The organism is candidate division WOR-3 bacterium, assembly GCA_011052815.1.
In the GTDB taxonomy this organism is placed as follows: Bacteria; Hydrothermota; Tepidihabitantia; order SM23-42; family SM23-42; genus DRIG01.
Window position 1 is genome coordinate 16,656 of record DRIG01000100.1, and the last position, 18,489, is coordinate 35,144.

The following is an 18,489-nucleotide window of genomic DNA, read 5'->3' on the forward strand; positions in this document are numbered from 1 at the left end:
TTTGTTCAGCACCGCTCCCATCTTCAACCGATGGGGGCGGAAGATTATCATTGGTCTAAAATAGTAAAACCAACAAAGGAGGAGTGATGATTAAGAAGATAATAACAATAATGATAGTAAGCATTTTACCTCTACTTGCCCAGGAAGGTTTCTTAGAGGGAGTAAGGGCAGAGGATTTGATGCTGGATAGAATTGAAGCAGTGCCGGTTGAAACTGCAAAAGAGATTGAAAATAGTGGTTTTGATTACTGGTTTGAGCCAGTCCTGTCCGTTGCTTATTCACCCAATACTACATTGATTGCTGAGGAACGTACTGAAAAACCTGGGGGAAGAATAATCGGCGTATGGATTGTGGATTCTGCGACAAATACAGAAAAAAGGATTATAGAAGGCATAGCTTATGACTTAAAGTGGTCTGCTGATGGTAAATTCTTGGCCTTTAGGAAAATGGTGCCCAAAAAAGAACTTTTCCATGGAAGACGAGTTTATGGCGACGGTGGTCTCTGGTTATATAATGTTGAAACCGATGAGATGCAACCAGTCCCTTTAGGTTCCTATTTTGAGTGGTCTCCACAAGGAAATTATCTGGCGGGTAAACATCTAGATTCAACAGGTTTATGGGCGCTTGCTATTTATAACGCTGAAAGAGAAGAGACAAAAGTACTTGATAGAGTATTGTTCTTCGAACCTTGGAATTTTTGCTGGTCTCCTGATGGCGAAATGCTAACATATGTTGTTGCTACAAAAACATCTGGTCATATTGAATGTTCACCAATTGAATCTGAAGTTTTCATAATTAATCGAGATGGTACTGGAAAAACTCAAATTACCTATACCATGCAACCTGAAATTCTTGTAAAATGGCTACCTGATGGTAAAAGTATTATGGTGGAAAGATTTAAAGAAATGCCAGATCCTGTAACCGGTGGTAGTGATACAGAAATTGTTATCTTGAAACTTAAAAAGAGGAGGCGAAAATGAGAAGGCGTCTTATTTTCTTACAATTATTTACCTGCTTGTTATTTGCTGGTCAAGTAGATATATGTATTGACCCAGGTCATGGAGGTAAATGGCCAGATGGTGACCCAGGTGTAGTTAACGAAAGTCACGGGCCGTATCCTGATGGACCATTTGAAAGCGATTTTAACAAATATATTGCCTGGTCAATGGAAATGGATTTAGTGTGGGGGTTAGGCTATTCTATCTCAATGACCAGGACAGGTGATGAGAATCCATCACTTGAAGAAAGAGTCAAAATGGCAAATGGTGAGATTCCCAATCATTATACTGGCCAAAAAGACACATGTCAATTATTTGTGAGTGTTCATAATGATGGTCCTCCTGATAAGGATAGCACAATACACGGCACTAAAACGTACTATTACAGAACTGCAGATGAAACATTTGCTGGTTTAGTACATTCTAACATGTTTTATTATATTTCTAATTTTCCTTTTGCAAATGATATGGGGGTTCGACGAGCTGAACTTCATGTGCTTATAAAAACTAAAATGCCTGCTGTTCTAACGGAATCTGCATACGTTACTCATGACATTCATCCAAATGCACAATGGTTTCAACTGAAAGACAATCACCAATCATTTAAGGATAAGATCGCCTGGGGAATAGATGATGGAATTGATGCTTATTATAAATTCCCAAGTCCCAGATGGCTGAGAATATTGTGGATGATGCAAAAATCAAGGTCAGTTAATCTTGAGTGGGGTTCTTGTCCTGTTAGTGTAACAGGTTATAATATTTATCGGCGAACTTATCCTGATGATAATTATGTTTTGATTGAAAACAACTTTGCTGAGACAATCTATTCTGACAACAGTGTCTCTGCAGGTGGTGCTTATTCTTATTATGTAAAAGGTGTAAGAAGTGGCGGTCAAGAAGGGAATCGATCTGAGATTGCTACAGTTCAAGTTCCCCCATTTTCTTCGAACTTTTCGAGAGCAACCGGAGTGAATAATGCCAGAAGGATATTATTTGATGACGATGGTATTTCGCATCTTACCTGGACAAATAAGCTCGAAAATGAGGAATTAAGTGAAGATGTATGGTATTCCAAGAGTACAGATTATGGTAGTGATTGGTCAATAGGACAAAAATCTGATTATGGTTGGCAACCAACGATAGACTTTAATTCATCCGAGGAAGAAAACTTCTGCTATATGAGTACTCTGGGTTTGCCAGATTCTGGTGCTAGTGATACTATGATTTATACAGTGAATTATGCCTATCGTGAAAATGGCTTCTGGTATTCTGAAGTGCTTTATGATACGCCTGATTCCATTTTATCGGTCTCTTTTGCGATTGATCCATTGGATACCGGATGGGTGGTATTTAACACCCTGGATGATGCCGGCAACAATCGATTAAAGATTGGTCAGTTTTATACCCAGGAAATGCCGGAGAGTCTTGAGAATGTTATTGTATTAGATACATATTCGTCATCAGGAGTTGGGGCTGTAGCGGTGCGGTCTTCAGACAGAAGTATTTGGTTGGTTTATGAGAAAAATGGTAATATAGAATGTAAATGGCGTAGTAATACAGGAGTCTGGCATAACCTTCACATTCAGAATGAAGGAAGACTACCGTCGGTTTCTATAGCTGGTGATTTAATCTACTTTATCTGGGAAAAATTCTGGAGTGAAGTTGAGAAGAAAGAAATTCAGACTAACTATACCTTAAATGGATTGTTCCTATCTGCCCCACAGACGATTGCTTTAGTTCACAGTTCTTATAACTATCCCTATCTCGAAAATGGTTCAATTGCGGTGTGGTCGGATTTTCAGAATAATCAGTGGGATATTTATGCGAGCGAGCGTAATGAGCTCGGTGGTTGGACAACTCCTCAGAACATAAGCCAATCAGGAGTTGATTCGAAATATCCTCAGGTGGCAATGTATCAGACTGTTTCTCAAACAAATATTCTGTATCTTTGGACCGAAGGAAATTCTACCCCTTACGAGGTAAAAATATATCCTACTACTACATTACGCTCAAGAGCGCTTCCACTTTACGCTTTTAATTTAGGTAAACGAGAAACATCTGTTTTCAACACTCAGCGGCTTGGATATATTGCTTATGGTGAAGGTCCGGAGAAAAGCGTGGATTACGACACTTCTTTCCTCAGTTACAAAATCACTGGTCTTGATTCCACAAAGAGCTATCATCTTGGTTTGTGTTTTTATCAAGACGAAATGAGTAATAGCTGGAATCAGGAGATAGAAATTGATGATTTTCTTATTGATAGAGTAGAAATTCCGCGAAAGACCGTTGTTTTCAAAAAGATTATTCTTTCGAAAGAATTACTCAAGGATGGAGTGATTAACTTGCTTATCAAGAGGTCGCCGAAAGTGGTTTGCAGTGCTTTAGCACTTTGGGAATTTTCAAAAGAAGATCGGAATATGACTTCGGTTAAAGAACTTAACAGCAATGCATTACGGGAATTCAATACATATGCTTCACCAAATCCGTCAAAGAAGAGAATACGATTCGATTGCCAATTGCCTGAACCTGGCGAGATTAGGATCAAGATTTATACAGCGACTGGTCGGTTGGTGCGGGAAATAGGGGGCTATAGATCTGCTGGCTCGCATACGATAACCTGGAATGGAAAGGACAATTTGGGACGCGATATCTCAACCGGAATCTATTTCTATCGTGCTGAGTTGAAGAATAGAGTAAAGACGGGTAAATTGATTCTTATACGATAGATTTTAAGGCGGGAGGACATCATCCCGTCCTGAATAAATTCTCTACTGTTCCATAGTAAATTTATCCACCTCCCCTGATAACGATGTGCTGAGGCATCCACTCTTGACATCTTTTGATATTCCCCTATAATATAACGTTGATTACAACGTGAACACATTATAATACGGAACTTTGCCACACTTAAGTTTCACCGGCAGGATTAAACAATTATCTACAATATTGAAAGGATATATGGATAAAGAAGATAAATCAAAACAAGATTTAATACAAAAAATCGCCGAGCTTCAGGAACGTATCGCCGTCCTTGAAAACGAATTACAGCAAGAGACTGATTTCTCCATGAAAATAATTCAGGCATCGCCAACTTTCTTCATTACTCTCACCCCCCAAATGAAAATACTCTTAATGAACGAAACAATGCTAAAGGCATTGAACTACAAAACCACTGAAGTTGTAGGTAAAGATTATATTGAATCTTTTGTTGCTGAAGAGGATCGCCGAAAAACAGCAGAACTTTTTCAAAAACTTCTAAGCGGAAAAACAACCCAGACAATCACCACTGATATATTGAGCCGCGACCGGCAGAAAATATCCATTGAATGGTATTTTAACCCGGTACTCACCAAGGACAATCTCATTGATTACATCTTCGGAATCGGCATCAAGCTCGGTAAAACAGCCGCAAAACAGGAATCATCTGAAGTGACATTCCGAATCCTCGCCGAGCAATCACCAAACATGATATTTATCAACAGGGGTGGCAGAATAATGTATGCGAACAAAAAATGTGAAGATATAATGGGATACACAAGGGAAGAATTCTATGCACCGGATTTTGATTTTTTCTGTCTCATTGCACCAGAGTCAATAGAATTGATACGATCAAATTTTGCTCGACATATGCTCGGAAAAGAAATTGAGCCATTCGAATACACCCTTCTGACAAAAAATGGTGAAAAAATCGAGGCATTGGTTACGACAAAGTTGATTGACTATAATCAGGAAAAGGCGATCCTTGGAATAATAACGGACATCACGGAACGTAAAAGGGTGAAGGAAGCCTATCGTTCATTTGTCGACAACGCACTCGTCGGTGTCTATAAGAGCACCCTTGATGGAAAAATAATCTATGCGAATGAAGCACTTGCGACTATGTTCGAATTCGACTCACCGGAAGAGATGATGAAACAAGGAGCCCTTTCTTTGTATAAAAATGAAGCAGACAGAGAATTATTCCTGACTTCAATAAAAAAAACCGGCAAGATCAACTATTACGAAGTTGAACTTCTTACGAAAAAAGGAAAGCCCAAGAATGTTCTAATAAGTGCAACACTGACGGGTAATATTCTTTCGGGTATGATTATGGATATCACAGAACGTAAGAATATGGAAAAGGCACTCCGTGAAAATATTGAAAAGTTGAGGCGCCTTATGGAGAATACCGTCGACAGCATGGCGAGTATCCTTGAAACGAGGGACCCATACACAGCAGGCCATCAACAGAGGGTCGCTCATCTGGCACTTGCGATCGCGAACGAGATGCAACTCTCGGAAGACCAGATTATGGGACTCAATATGGCGGCGGTGATCCATGACATCGGGAAAATATATATCCCGGCTGAAATCCTTACCCGTCCCACCCACCTCACTGAATCTGAATTCACGCTTATTAAGATCCATCCGGAAGTGGGCTATGATATTCTCAAAAAAGTAGAATTCCCCTGGCCCGTGGCGCAGATCATCCTCCAGCATCATGAACGTCTGAACGGTTCTGGTTATCCCCACGGATTAAAAGGTGATGAGATCATGATAGAAGCCCGCATTCTGGCTGTCGCCGATGTAGTGGAAGCAATGTCTTCCCACCGACCTTATCGACCGGCGAGAACGCTGGATGAAACGCTTGAAGAGATAACCAAAAACAAAGGTATTCTCTATGATGCGGATGTCGTGGATGCATGTTTGAAATTGTTCAAGGAAAAAGGGTTCAAATTTAAAGAAATTTAAATCAGGTGTGGTTCTAAACTTCCATGAGTAAAGTAAGATTGACAGCCAGTTCTTTTGGAATATAATAAACAAGGAGTTCAGATGTTTGATAAATTGAAAACCATTCTCAGCCGCACAGCGGTTGATTACGCTGATATCCGCTATGAAATCAAAAACGAAGTGAAGATCGTTTTTAAAGGTAAAGAACTCGTGCAGGTCAGTTCCAACTCGACGGACGGCTATGTTCTTAGAATCTTGAAAGACGGCGGTCTGTCATCCGTTTCCGTCACCAAAGAGATCGATATTGAAAAAGCGATAAAGACCGCTTGTGAAAACAGCAGTCTGATCGCCGGAAATCTCGCACGGCCCGTGAGATTTGCAAGGGGCGAAACAGTAAAGGAAACTTTTACGCCCGAACTCAAAGAAGATCCCCGACAGATTCCGCTCGACGAAAAACTGGCGCTTGTCCGAAAGTATAACAACATAGCCCTTCAACAGGAAAAGATTTTAACGACCAATATATCCTATTTAGAGGTCACAAGAGAAAAGTATTTTGTCAACACCGAGGGAAATGAGATTAAAGAAGAATTGATTACCACAAAAATAAATGGATTAATCATCGGAAAAGACGGATCTCTTATTCAATCCGTAAGAGTGGGGGTCGGCGGCAGTAATGGTTTTGCGGTATTACGAAACAGAGAAGAAGAATTTGAAAAAAGAAGTTCCCTCGTCCTCCAGCTGTTGGATGCCGAACCGGTTAAAGCCGGAGAATACGATGTAATCCTCAATCAGAATCTCGCGGGTGTCTTCACCCATGAAGCATTCGGCCATTTCTCTGAAGCAGATCTCATTGAAGACAACCCTTCTATGAGAAAAAAGATGAAACTCGGTGCGAGGCTGGGAAATGACGCCCTGAATATTATCGACGACCCGACGATACCGGAACAACTGGGCTTCTATCGCTATGATGACGAAGGGGTCAGGGCGAAGCCGACTCAATTAATGAAGAACGGCGTCCTCGTCGGCAGACTCCACTCAAGGCGGACCGCCGCCGCATTTGACGAACCCCTGAACGGCCATTGTGTGGCGGAAGATTACCGTTATCCCCCGATCATAAGAATGGGAACAATCTTTATTCAACCAGGTGATGTAAAGTTCGAAGAACTTCTGGATGAATTAGGAAACGGTTTATATATTCTCGACAGCCGGGGAGGCCAAACAAGCGGTGAAAATTTCACATTCGGTGCCCAATATGGATTTATAGTGAAAAACGGAAAGTTGAACAAAATGGTGCGCGACATTAATATTTCCGGTAATCTATATACAACATTGAAGAACATCAAAAAAATAGCGGATGACCTGAAATTGAGTGAAACCGGCGGTTGTGGAAAAGGTCAAATAAATATACGTTCCTGTCATGGAGCGCCCCATATTCTTATACAGAATGTAATTATAGGAGGTGTATAGCATGGAAAAACTCCTGGAAACGGCGAAGCAGAAAGTCGAACAGGCGGAAGTCTATTTCCTGGAAGAAAACATCAATCTTATTCAATTTGAGAATGCAAGATTGAAAAATATCGAAACTTCTCTCCAATCCGGGTTCAGTCTGAGAATTATAAAAGACAATAGACTCGGATTCGCCTACACCAGGAATCTGAACGACCGCGAAGGTTTGATCCGAAACGCTCTGACGACCCTGAAGGCGAATGTAAAGGCATCCTTTGAGTTTCCTCTCAACACAAAGCAGTCTTTGCTCGATACGTATAATCCCGCAATTGAAAAAGTCACCTCTTCTGTGGTTGTGGAAGAATGTAATCGAATAGCAGATATCCTTTCTTCAAAAACAAAAGGGCAGGTTAATCTCAGGGCGGCGTTCTCCGTTAAAACATTGAAACTCATAAATAATAAAGGAACCGATCTTTCTTTGAAAACCTCAAATTATCTTATTTATGGCACTATCTTATATCCGAACAGCTATGCAGCAATCCATCGTATTTTGTCTTTCAAAAATTTTGAAAAAGCTCCTGACGACTATCTGGACTTTCTCTCATCTCTTTATAACCGCTCGGTGAAAGAAATAAAACCGGAGAGTGGAAGGATGAAGGTTCTCTTTATGCCTGAAACAGTATATGTGTTGATGTGGAGGTTCCAGAGTGCGACAAGCGGCGAAGCCGTGTACCAACAGGAATCACCGTTGATCGGAAAGATCAATGAAAAGATATTCAATGAAAAAATAACCATCGTCAACGATCCTTTAAATGAAAAATTTCTGGAAGCAAGACCTTTTGACGACGAAGGGACATCCTGTATTTTCTTCCCGCTTGTTGAAAACGGAATTTTAAAAAATTACTACTTTGATCTGGATTATGCAAACAAGATGAATGTCAAACCGACCGGCCATGGGTTCAAGAACGCCCAGTGGTCCAGTGAAAAGATTGCATTAAAACCGACGCCATCTTTACAACACCTTTATATCCAACCGGGTGCCAAATCTTTTTCCGAACTTCTGAAATCGATCGATAAAGGCATTATAATAGCGGGCGCCCTGGGAGCACACAGCGGGAATATCCTCAACGGTGACTTCTCCATAGGGCTATCTCCAGGAATTTATGTGGAGAACGGTGAAATAGCCGGCTATGTAAAGGATGCCATGGTCGCGGGCAACATCTATCAAATACTGCAGAATGTCGTTGAACTCGAAAATGAAGTTCATTTTACAATCGGAGGGATGTTTCCAGCCGTTCTCATCGACGACGTCAGTGTTGTGATTAAAAACAGATAGTAAATCTGGCTTCGATAATCATCGGCAGGAGTAATGTCTTTACGATAATCTTACCATGACCATTAAGCAGTTGGTTTTAGATAAGTTTGAAACTAACTGTTATATCATGGAAGCGGGAAAGAATGTGGATTATCCTAAACCTTTTGGATCATCTATGAAAACAGGGCTTCAATGAATTTACGGGGTTCAAACTCAACGATATCCTCTATCCCCTCCCCGACTCCTAAATAAAGGACCGGAAGTTTCAATTCATTACATATCGGAATGATTGCTCCCCCTTTGGCCGTACCGTCGAATTTCGTCAGGATCAAACCATTGATCCCGATTTCGTCGGCGAAGATGCGTGCCTGCTGAATACTGTTCTGTCCCAAATTGGCGTCGATCGTAAGGAGATTTAAATCCGGACCACCGGGTTTTAATTTCTCTATGACACGTTTTATCTTCTTCAACTCAGCCATTAAATCAGTCCGTGTATGGAGTCTTCCCGCCGTATCAACCAGGACGGTGTCCATTGCTCTTGCATACGCCTTTGAAATGGTGTCATAGACAACCGAAGCTGCATCCTGTCCTTTCTGAGAAGCGACAATCTCAACATCAGCCCTTTTCGCCCACACATTGAGCTGCTCGCTTGCGGCGTCACGGTAGGTATCGCCGCACGCGAGTATCACCTTACCGTTTTTACTGTAAAGGTAAGCAAGTTTTGCCACAGTGGTCGTCTTGCCTGAACCGTTCACTCCGCTGATCATGATGATCTGTGGTTTCTCGGTATCCATGACAGGTGCGGGCAGATTGAGAAGGGTAAAAAGCTCTTCTTTCAAAATTTCGAATAAATCACCGCGTTTCTTCTTTATCTGTTCGATTATTAATTCCGTGTATTTAACCCCGACATCCGCCCTCAACAGGTTCTCTTCAATCTGTTCGATCGTTGTATTCTGACTGCGTGAAAATAAAACAGCGGCTTTCTGTAACGCCTGCTTCAGTCTGTTAAGCATCCAGATCCCATTTTTCCAAATCAGCGAGTTTTGCGGAAATAATCTTGCTCTGTCCCGGCTTTTCCATGGTCAGACCATAGAGATAATCAGCATATTCCATGGTCGCACGATTATGGGTGATGATAACCACCTGGGTTCTCTGGGAAAGGTCGCGCAGGAACTTATTGAATCTGACGACGTTTGCGTCGTCAAGAGGGGCGTCGATTTCATCAAGAATACAGAAAGGAGCCGGTTTTACAAGATAAAAGGCAAGCAGCAGACTGATCGCCAGAAGCGTCCGTTCACCGCCCGAAAGTTGATTGATCGTCTTCAAACGTTTCCCTTTCATCCGTACCACAATATCAACCTTGGAAGTCAAAGGATTGTCTGGATCGCTCAGAACCAGATCAGCGGCTCCGCCTTCAAAGAAATTGGCGAAGACGAAATTGAACTCTTTCTTCACCCGTTCAAAAGTGGTGACAAACCTCTCCCGCGCCCGGGTATCGAGCTCTTCAATCGAACCCAGCAGATTTTTCTTCGCGGCGATCACATCATCCCGTTGAGCGAGGAACTCGTCAAGCCGTTTCTTTTCTTTATCATAGAGTTCCAGACTCAAAGGATTGACTTCACCGAGCTTCTCCAATTTCCCTTTGGTCTCCGCCAATTTTGTTTCGGCTTCCGGTATTTCTTCTTCGGGAAGATACTCATTCAGATCCACTTTAAAATCATCCAGGGCTTTTTTGAACGCCTCATCCCTTTTATGCTTCAGCTGGAAAGATTGATATCTGAACTGCATCACCTCATTCTGAAGTTCTTCATGAAGTTTTTGACTTTCGGCAAGGCTGTCGAAAACTTTATTCAGTTTTTGGGTAAGTTCTTCCATCATCTTCTCCGGCAGAAGTTTTTCCAGGTTCGTCCGTTCCTCTTTTTTCAAAATCAACTCTTTTTTCAAAACATCGATTTCCGTTTGAATCTGTTCCAGGTTTTCCGCGGTTCTGTTCTGTCTAAGGATATCAAGTTCATCCTCCACTTTTTTGATTTCAGCCTGTAACTGCTCAATACTTCCCCGTACGCTCTTCCGCCGCTCTTCCATCGCGATCAGATCCATCCGCTTTTTATTGATGACCGTTCCTTTCTCCTCAAGTTCTCCCTCCATTGTCTTAATCTTCTCCAATAAACCCTTTTTCTGCTCTTCGATATCAGAAAATTCCCTTTCCGCCGTTCTTATCTTTTCCTCAAACTCTTCTATCTGTGATTTCAACCGCTCGATTTCTTTTAAAATATTATCCCGGTCGTTCTTGACACCTTCATAATATTTGACTGTCTTATCGACATTCCTCTCTGTCTCGTTTAATTTCAAAGAACATTCTGACTTCTTGACGTTTACGGCGAAAAGTCTGTTTTTCTTTTCTTCAATCTTTTCATTGATCGCCTCAATCTCTTCCTGCAGCCTTTTCTTATCTTCGTTGATGAAAATTACTTCATTCTTTAAGTCTTCCAGCTTCTTCTCATACTCCTGAAGACTCTGACTTATCTTGAAGTATCCGATCTCACCCTTTTCGACAATGATCAATCCATTCTTGAAAAGGATACCGTTCTTTGTAATAAAACCACAGTCAGGGTGTTTCCGCGACAACTCATTCGCCTTTGCGAAATCATCAACCAGAAAATAATTATTTATATATTTCTGGACAAACCCGTGCGACGATTTGAATTTCACGAATTGTGCCACTGATGTCAGTTCTTTGTCTAATTCTTCCGCCGCTTCTTTTTTCTCGCCGGTGTCGGCGTTTATGAAACCGAACCTTCCTTCGGGCAAACGATTGAAATCTTCTTCTGAATATTCGGTGAGGATATAAAAATGGAGCAGGTCGCCGAGACAGATATCAACAACCAACTCATAACCAGGATTCACCTCTATATTATCGCGGAGCAATCCTCTATGTTTCTTGCTGAAGATATCGTCGATCTCCCTGATTCCCTCTTTCTCTTTAAGTCGACGTCTCAAAGTGTCGATGACAACCTTGCAATCGGTCAACGCCTCCTGTCTCTCTTTTAAATCTATTTCCAATGTATGTATACTATCTTCATGTTCCTGGCGTATTTTATTATCCTCTTCCAATTCTTTTGAGAGGCTCTCCTGCTGCACGATGATTTGCTCCAGCTCTTCCTCCAATTCTTTCTTCCGCCTCTGCCCGCCTTCGATCTCTTCCTTTTTGCTCTGATATTCTTCATTAATGCGCGTGAGGATTTCCTCCTTATTCTCCTTCTCAAATTTCAGTTTGGTAATGGCATCTTTATATTCCCTGATTTTATCCGACAACTCCGCCGCGGTGTCATCATATTTTCTGAGGTCGGTCTTTAATGAAAAATAGAGATTGTTCTTCTCACCGACGGCTCGTTCCTCCTCTTCGATCTCGGTTTTGATCTTGTTGATCTGCTCGATAAAGGACTCTTCTTTGCTCTGGTAATCAACAAGCCTTTCCCGGGCATTCCTGAGCGATTCCTCTTTTTCACGAATGACTGTTATCGTCCTTTCATTGGAAAGAATTATCTGTCTGCTTTCCTCTTCCTTGGACTGAATGGCGCTTGAGAGTTCGGCGATCGATTTATCGACTTCAGCTATCCGCTCAACCGTATCTTTTTTTCTAACTTCGATCTCAGACATCTTATTCTTCAGTTCTTCTCTCTCCGCCTCCAGCCTTTTGATCTCCTGCGAGACCGTCTGCTTCCGGCTCTCTTTTTCCTGAATCTCTTCTTCTATCTTATGTAATTCTTCCTGTGCCTTTGTATATTCATCTTTCAGTAGGAAAAGGGTCAACCTCTTATATTCTTCTCTCAATTCCTGATATAATCTGGTCTGCCGAACCTGTCTTCGCAGACTCCTTAAAGAACGTTGCATTTCATGTATTATATCTTCAAGGCGCAATAAATCTTGTTCTGTGGCTTCAAGCCTTCGACGGGTCTGCTCCCGCCGCTCCTGATATTTCAAGATTCCGGAAACATCATCAAACATCTGTTTGGTCTCACCATGAATTATTTTTTCTATTTCGGAAAGTTCCAGAAAAGAATAGGAAAGGGTGCCGGAATTCAAAAACAACGCCTGAATATCAAGAAGCCGGCATTTCACCCTGTTCAGAAAAAATTCACTTTCACCCGTCTTGTAAAAACGGCGTTTGATCTCAAACTCACCGCCGAACTGCGGAAAATAATCCTCGTTGTCTATCGTCACCGAAACTTCAGTGAAGTTCGCATCGTTCTTTAAATCAGGTGACATATAGATAAGATCTTCGATCTTTTCGCAACGCAGGGCCTTCATACTCTGTTCACCGAAAACCCATCTCAGGGCGTCGAAGATATTTGATTTACCGCTTCCATTGGGTCCGACAAAAGCGGTGATGCCGGCATTGAGTATGATATCCGTCTCTTCTGGGAATGATTTGAAACCGTACAGTTTAATCTTCTTTATTTTCATCTTCTATATTTCATCCGGACATTCGTGATACGATTGATTTTTTTATCGAAGATAAAGTTCCCGTTCTAGATACTGGTGATAATCGCTCCATTCTCTTTCCTTACCCCTATTTTTCTTCAACTCTTCTCTGATCATCGCCACTTTGGAATCAAGATTATCAATAAAATGAAGAACGAGTGCTTCCAAAAACATCGGTTCACGGGGAGAACCCCACTCAAACTCTCCGTGATGGGAGATTATCATATGGAGCAGTTTCCACCGCAGTTCTTTCGGGAAACCGTCGATCAACCCGATCTTCTCCACAATCATCTCATAACCGAGCATGATGTGACCGAGTAATTTCCCTTCTGTCGAAATATCGATCTTTTTGGCATAGGCGTATTCTGATATCTTTCCGACATCATGCAGTATACCCGCTGTTATCAACAAATCAATATCAAGAAAATCATATACAGACTGAATATGCATCAGGAGTTTAAGAATATTGAGGGTATGAACCGCCAGACCACCGAGGTAAGCATGATGCGCCCTCTTTGCAGCCGGCGCCAGCTTAAAATTCTTCAGGAATACGGGGTCATCGAAGAATAAAGACAGCAACTTTTTCAGATAAACATTATTCACTCTCGTCTTATATGCCTGTATTTCAGCGATGATCTTCTCGACATCATCAGGGCACCGCGGCATAAAGTCAAGGGCGTCTGCTTCTTCATCAGGGATGCGCCGTATCGAATTCAAAACCACCTGCAATCTATCGTTGTATTCACCGACCGTGCCGGATATAAAAACGAAATCGCCCACTGACACCGCATTCAAACTCTCAACCACATTGTCCCAGGCGATGCCTTCAATACTGCCTGTCCGATCAGTAAACTCAAGGACAGCGTAATTACCCCCGCCTTTTTTCTCTTTCAATATCTTTCTGGTAAGCACGAATTTTTCTTTTACTGTCTCACCGGCCCGCAACTCCTCCACATATTGACTCTTCATTTCACTCCGATCATCTTCTTGGTCGTATTTTTTTTATTGAAGTAGCCAATGTGCTACTTTATTTTTTCGGTGTTTCCAGATGGAGAATTTTCTTTTTAATTAAATCCAATTTCTCGTGTAATGTGCGCTCTTCTTTCTTTTCCGCCTCCAAAGCGCTCCGTACTTCTTCTCTTTTCTGCGTGATCAGGGAAATTTCTTTATTCAACTGCTGTTCTTCCTCCTTCAATTTTTCAAGTCGTTTAAGCAACTCGGCTTCACTCTCCTTCAACTTCTCTATCGACTGCATCACAGGGTTCGCTTCGATCTCTCTCTTCCTCGCCTCGTAGTCTTCATTCAACTGTTCAAGAGTTCTCCGCGCTTCTGCAATCTGATTATTCAACTCGTCAAATTCCTGCTGAGCCTTCTCCTGCTCCTTTCTTAAAGATTCGATCTTCGGAGAAAAGACCTCTTCCTGCCGTTTGTTGATATCCTCCACTATCTTTGCTTCAAGGTTCCGCTGCATGGCGAACATAATAAAGAATGTGATAATTCCGACAATGATACCGACGACTAAAATAATCGGGTTGGAGGAAGTCGTCACTTTAACGACAGGCATCAAGGGTTTTGCTCCGAAATAGAGAGCGCCGATTAAGCTTTTGCCGATCGTGATATTGAATGCTCCGTTGAAAACACCCCCCTCTTCTTTTACGGTGTTCTTACCTGACTTCAGCAGTGAAGAACTGTATGTCTTTCCGATAAGAGCGGAATCGGTCGATGCGATAACTTTATTCTTGGAGTCCGTGAAATGTATGAATTGAATCTCGGGCTCGTCACGCCGCAACTGGGTGATAATTTCATTGAGCTTTGAGGTCTCCTCCATAATAATGGCATCCTCCACAAAGGTAGCATGGGAAATGAGGTTACCCACAGTCATGAATCTCTTAACCATTATTTCAGTCAATGCGGCACCGCTATCCGCAGTCTTTTTGGCTAAGAAATTCGGGCTGAGGAAGAAGAAGACAGAAAGAAGAACGATCAAAATTAAAGGAATTATTGCAAAAGTGACCTTTGACATTTATCCTCCTATACTTACAGACAATCTATGGCATTCCCCCAGATCAAAATAAGGGGAATAGCTGTAATCAACGGAAATTGTATTCAACTTCAAGCCAAAACCCAAGCTTAACCCCGTCAGAAAATCGAGTCCGTTGTTTCCGGTTCTCAACGAAGATAAAAGAGTGTTATAAGAACCCCTGAGTTCAAAATTTTCGAATATTGAATAAGCGCCTCCTATCCTTAAACCTAAATTCATCAGTGAATGAAAAACCAGGTCCATTCCGACCCAACCTTCGTCGGAATACATCATCGCTCCGAAATCTACTTCATAAGGGAATAATTCCCTTGCCTCAATAAAAGGTCTTATTCCCACTCCGATGTTTTTAACCGCCAGTCCCAGTTGAATTTCATATTCTGATAAAAGATAAAGGGCGCCGAGATCCACACCTGCTCCCGCAGCATACAGGGTATCGATATTTGCATAAACACCTTTTACTGTAATCCCCAGGGCAAAATCCTGATAAAAAAATCCTTTTCCGATGTTTAAATCCAAAAAATGAACCCCGAAACTTCCATACTCCTGACCGAATTCATCAGTCTTTTTTAAAGACCCTCCATTAAAATATTTAATACCCATACCGAACTGATCTTTCTCATAACCGACATATCCGAAATGTGTATCAGCAATGTAATGAAGATAAGAAGCTGAGTAGTAAGAACCGACTGTATACGCCAAGCCTGCAGGATTATAGGAAACACTGTAACCATCTCCCACCTGTGCATAACCCATACCCACCCGCTGGGCGATCGGATCCACACTCAAATACTCAAATCCTATAGTTGCACTCAGCATCAAGATATATATCGCCATTGCTTCTCCAACAAAAGATTATATTAACAATTAATAGAAAGTCAAGAGCTTTCTGGCTCTACTTCCGTCTCTCCAGAAAGGCGGCATACCACACGGGGTAAGAGTTTCTGCTTTTTAGCCGCCGCATTATTTATAATCTTGGCGAAGATAAGTCCCAAGCCGAACCCCACCAACCCGAAAATTACGGTATAGAGGTCATTAAGACTGTTCCCGATAAAAATCCCGATAAGCGCCATGATAACCGGTATCCCGAAAAGCAGAAACATCGCCGTCAAACCGCTTCTTGGGGAAACCTCAATAACGACTTCATCACCGACATCCAATTTCAAACTGCTCTTTGCTTCAACAATTCGAAGGTCTCCGGCAGGATGGCATAGTTCAGCCGCAGGACATTTTTTACAGGCGTCGCCGGGTTCAATGTTTATCTTCACCACCTGTTCTCCAACCTCAACCACCTTCCCTTTCTCACGCATACAAAAGTATATACCAAACATAGATAATGTCAATGGTGGTCCCGGCAGGAAGGATGTTCACAAAGTATATTGACACTGGGGTTGAAATAGTTATAATATAAACCATGGAGGTTTTTGATGCATAGAGTTTGGATTTTTCTTTTTTTAATAAGCTCTTTACTCTCCGGAGCTAAACGGCCCGGCGCGGTCTTCCTTATGATCTGGCCGGGTGCCCGACCAACATCATTCAGCGGTGCCTTCACTGCGATTGCTGATGATCCCACTGCATGTTATTATAATCAGGCGGGTCTCGGATTCATCGAACACACAATGGTCACCCTCCAGCATGCAAACTGGCTGCCGGGTCTGCATCCTGATATGTACTATGAATTTGCAGGCGTGACCAAACCGTTCAAATTCGGCACACTCGGATTTGACATCATCTATTTGACAACCGGTGAAACAGAAGTCCGCGATGAACAGGGCAGATATCTTGGGGAGTACATCACTTTCGACATCGCCGTCGGTCTGAATTACGGATTTAAATTAAACCCTAAATTGAGTATGGGCATGGGGTGGAAATTCATCTATTCCTTTCTCGTGCCGAGCTGGGTATTTGAAAAGATGCCCGGCCTGGGAATCGACCAGGGAGGTACAGGAGTTACATATGCCTTTGATCTCGGAGTATTATACAAACCGTTCAAGATTCTTTCGATCGGCGGTGCCATTCAGAATATCGGACCAAATATCAGTTACACAGAAAGTGGTTCTTCAGACCCCCTTCCATACACACTACGGACAGGAATGAAATTCGAGCCGATAAATTCCAGAATTATCCGTATCGCCCTGACTGCGGATATAATAAAAATCCTTGTGGGTATGTTCGCCCAGGAAGAAAACTCTTTCTTTGAGAATCTTGCCTATGAACTTGATGAAGCGTGGAAGTCCGTGGGGCTTGAGATCGACTATTACAACTTCATCAAATTAAGAGGCGGATATTTTCTGGATAAAGAAGGTAAAAGGGAAGGATTCACTTTCGGCGGTGGAATCCAAGCCGCTGGTTTTTCCCTTGATGTCGGAATCGATCAGGCAATCTATGATTTCAAGACCACAAACAGAAAATTCTCCCTTTCTTATCGTTTTTAATTCCTAATAATCCGTTGTTGTCATTATCCGCGGACCGATGATACTCTTGACTGGTGCAACCGGCTTCATCGGGAAAAATCTTGTCCCTGAATTAGCAGGGGACCACGCACTGAAAATCCTCGTGAGAAAGACATCTAACATTACCCCCTTCCTAAATCTTAAAAATATCAAAATAGTCTACGGTGACTTGGAAAAAAATATGGGAATCGATGACGCTTTGAATAATACCGAGCTCGTCATCCATTGCGCGGCAAGAACCATAGGCAGGAATTACATTGAATACTACCGAATGAACACCCTCGGAACCGCATATCTCGTACAGGCGATGAAAAAGAAGGGGATAAAAAAAATACTCTATTTGAGCAGCCAGGCAGCCTGCGGACCTGCTACTGGTAAAGCGCCGTTGGACGAATCCGCAACACCTGAGCCGGCTTCTTTCTACGGAATAACAAAAAAACAAGGTGAAGAGATTATCATCAGGAACGGTCTGGATTATATCATCCTGCGACCCGCTGCAGTATACGGACCTTATGACACTGAAATCTTGAAATATATAAAAATCCTGAACCGCGGAGTCTGCCCGATCATCGGCAAAAGTGGAAAACACCTGAATTTCATATATATCAAGGACCTGGTGCAATTGATAATCCGACTCATCTCTGTTCGTCGTTTTGACAAAAAGCTCTATTTTGTGAATGATGGAAATTGTTATTCGGACGAAGAAATATTCGGACAGATCTCGTCCCTGCTTAAAAAGAAAAGCATCAAAATTCATATATCTGAATCCATAGCCTTCTTGTGCGGCCTCTTCAATGATCTATTCCTTCCGCCATCCCGAAGGCTCATCTGGCGGGATAAGATAAAAGAGCTCTCAAAAAAATACTGGCTCTGTTCCAATGAAAGATTAGTAAGGGAATATGGATTCACGCCGGCTTATACTTTCAAAGACGGCATACGCGAGACAATAGAATGGTATCAAAAGAACGGTCTTTTGCGGTAAAATCTCCTCTTGACAGAGGACAAATTGTAATTATAATTAGATAATAATAATATTCAGATAAA

13 protein-coding genes are annotated in these 18,489 nt (G+C 42.0%); 7 read left to right on the forward strand and 6 right to left on the reverse strand.

Features of this window, described 5'->3' with window-relative positions:
- The first annotated feature begins 86 nt into the window (after nt 1-86).
- From ENI34_09820 to ENI34_09840, 5 genes are all read left to right on the forward strand, one after another.
- Complete coding sequence (locus ENI34_09820; GenBank protein ID HEC79415.1) at nt 87-980, forward strand: hypothetical protein; 894 nt, start codon at nt 87-89, stop codon at nt 978-980.
- Nucleotides 977-3,724, forward strand: coding sequence for a T9SS type A sorting domain-containing protein (locus ENI34_09825; GenBank protein ID HEC79416.1), 2,748 nt, complete (start codon nt 977-979; stop codon nt 3,722-3,724). The genes ENI34_09820 and ENI34_09825 overlap by 4 nt, the downstream gene beginning before the upstream one ends.
- 172 nt (nt 3,725-3,896) lie before the next feature.
- Nucleotides 3,897-5,729 carry a PAS domain S-box protein gene (locus ENI34_09830; protein HEC79417.1) on the forward strand — a complete coding sequence of 611 codons (1,833 nt, stop codon included), beginning with the start codon at nt 3,897-3,899 and terminating at the stop codon, nt 5,727-5,729.
- Between the two features lie 81 nt (nt 5,730-5,810).
- Nucleotides 5,811-7,175, forward strand: a complete 1,365-nt coding sequence (locus ENI34_09835; GenBank protein ID HEC79418.1) for a TldD/PmbA family protein — start codon at nt 5,811-5,813, stop codon at nt 7,173-7,175.
- Between the two features lies 1 nt (nt 7,176).
- The gene (locus ENI34_09840; protein HEC79419.1) at nt 7,177-8,490 is read left to right on the forward strand and encodes a TldD/PmbA family protein; all 1,314 of its coding nucleotides are present in this window, start codon (nt 7,177-7,179) and stop codon (nt 8,488-8,490) included.
- Nucleotides 8,491-8,642: 152 nt separating this feature from the next.
- Here the strand turns inward: ENI34_09840 and ftsY are convergent, their stop codons facing one another.
- The 6 genes from ftsY to ENI34_09870 are packed head-to-tail and all read right to left on the reverse strand — an operon-like array spanning nt 8,643 to nt 16,323.
- Nucleotides 8,643-9,482, reverse strand: a complete 840-nt coding sequence (ftsY, locus tag ENI34_09845; GenBank protein HEC79420.1) for a signal recognition particle-docking protein FtsY — start codon at nt 9,480-9,482, stop codon at nt 8,643-8,645.
- Nucleotides 9,475-12,936 (reverse strand): chromosome segregation protein SMC, encoded by a 3,462-nt coding sequence (smc, locus tag ENI34_09850; GenBank protein HEC79421.1) that lies wholly within the window; start codon nt 12,934-12,936, stop codon nt 9,475-9,477. The genes ftsY and smc overlap by 8 nt, the downstream gene beginning before the upstream one ends.
- Nucleotides 12,937-12,978: 42 nt before the next feature.
- A complete protein-coding gene (locus ENI34_09855; protein HEC79422.1) occupies nt 12,979-13,923 on the reverse strand; it encodes an HD domain-containing protein in 945 nt (314 codons plus the stop codon).
- A 58-nt stretch (nt 13,924-13,981) separates the two neighbouring features.
- The gene (locus ENI34_09860) at nt 13,982-14,977 is read right to left on the reverse strand and encodes a hypothetical protein (protein ID HEC79423.1); all 996 of its coding nucleotides are present in this window, start codon (nt 14,975-14,977) and stop codon (nt 13,982-13,984) included.
- On the reverse strand, nt 14,978-15,829 hold the full coding sequence (locus ENI34_09865) for a hypothetical protein (GenBank protein ID HEC79424.1): 852 nt from the start codon (nt 15,827-15,829) through the stop codon (nt 14,978-14,980). It lies immediately after the preceding gene.
- Nucleotides 15,830-15,870: 41 nt separating this feature from the next.
- Complete coding sequence (locus ENI34_09870) at nt 15,871-16,323, reverse strand: hypothetical protein (protein ID HEC79425.1); 453 nt, start codon at nt 16,321-16,323, stop codon at nt 15,871-15,873.
- A gap of 96 nt (nt 16,324-16,419) precedes the next feature.
- Between ENI34_09870 and ENI34_09875 the strand changes: the two genes are divergently transcribed.
- Both ENI34_09875 and ENI34_09880 read left to right on the forward strand, forming a co-directional pair.
- Complete coding sequence (locus ENI34_09875; protein HEC79426.1) at nt 16,420-17,427, forward strand: PorV/PorQ family protein; 1,008 nt, start codon at nt 16,420-16,422, stop codon at nt 17,425-17,427.
- 37 nt (nt 17,428-17,464) lie between these two features.
- Nucleotides 17,465-18,427: an NAD(P)-dependent oxidoreductase gene (locus ENI34_09880; GenBank protein ID HEC79427.1), complete on the forward strand. Its 963-nt coding sequence runs from the start codon at nt 17,465-17,467 to the stop codon at nt 18,425-18,427.
- Nucleotides 18,428-18,489: the final 62 nt, after the last annotated feature.

Excerpts from the sequence above, each read along its gene's own strand:
- ENI34_09820 (HEC79415.1), top strand. The coding sequence starts at position 87 with ATGATTAAGAAGATAATAACAATAATGATAGTAAGCATTTTACCTCTA.
- ENI34_09825 (HEC79416.1), top strand. The coding sequence starts at position 977 with ATGAGAAGGCGTCTTATTTTCTTACAATTATTTACCTGCTTGTTATTT.
- ENI34_09835 (HEC79418.1), top strand. The coding sequence starts at position 5,811 with ATGTTTGATAAATTGAAAACCATTCTCAGCCGCACAGCGGTTGATTAC.
- ENI34_09840 (HEC79419.1), top strand. The coding sequence starts at position 7,177 with ATGGAAAAACTCCTGGAAACGGCGAAGCAGAAAGTCGAACAGGCGGAA.
- ftsY (HEC79420.1), bottom strand. The coding sequence starts at position 9,482 with ATGCTTAACAGACTGAAGCAGGCGTTACAGAAAGCCGCTGTTTTATTT.
- smc (HEC79421.1), bottom strand. The coding sequence starts at position 12,936 with ATGAAAATAAAGAAGATTAAACTGTACGGTTTCAAATCATTCCCAGAA.
- ENI34_09855 (HEC79422.1), bottom strand. The coding sequence starts at position 13,923 with ATGAAGAGTCAATATGTGGAGGAGTTGCGGGCCGGTGAGACAGTAAAA.
- ENI34_09860 (HEC79423.1), bottom strand. The coding sequence starts at position 14,977 with ATGTCAAAGGTCACTTTTGCAATAATTCCTTTAATTTTGATCGTTCTT.
- ENI34_09865 (HEC79424.1), bottom strand. The coding sequence starts at position 15,829 with ATGGCGATATATATCTTGATGCTGAGTGCAACTATAGGATTTGAGTAT.
- ENI34_09870 (HEC79425.1), bottom strand. The coding sequence starts at position 16,323 with ATGTTTGGTATATACTTTTGTATGCGTGAGAAAGGGAAGGTGGTTGAG.
- ENI34_09875 (HEC79426.1), top strand. The coding sequence starts at position 16,420 with ATGCATAGAGTTTGGATTTTTCTTTTTTTAATAAGCTCTTTACTCTCC.
- ENI34_09880 (HEC79427.1), top strand. The coding sequence starts at position 17,465 with ATGATACTCTTGACTGGTGCAACCGGCTTCATCGGGAAAAATCTTGTC.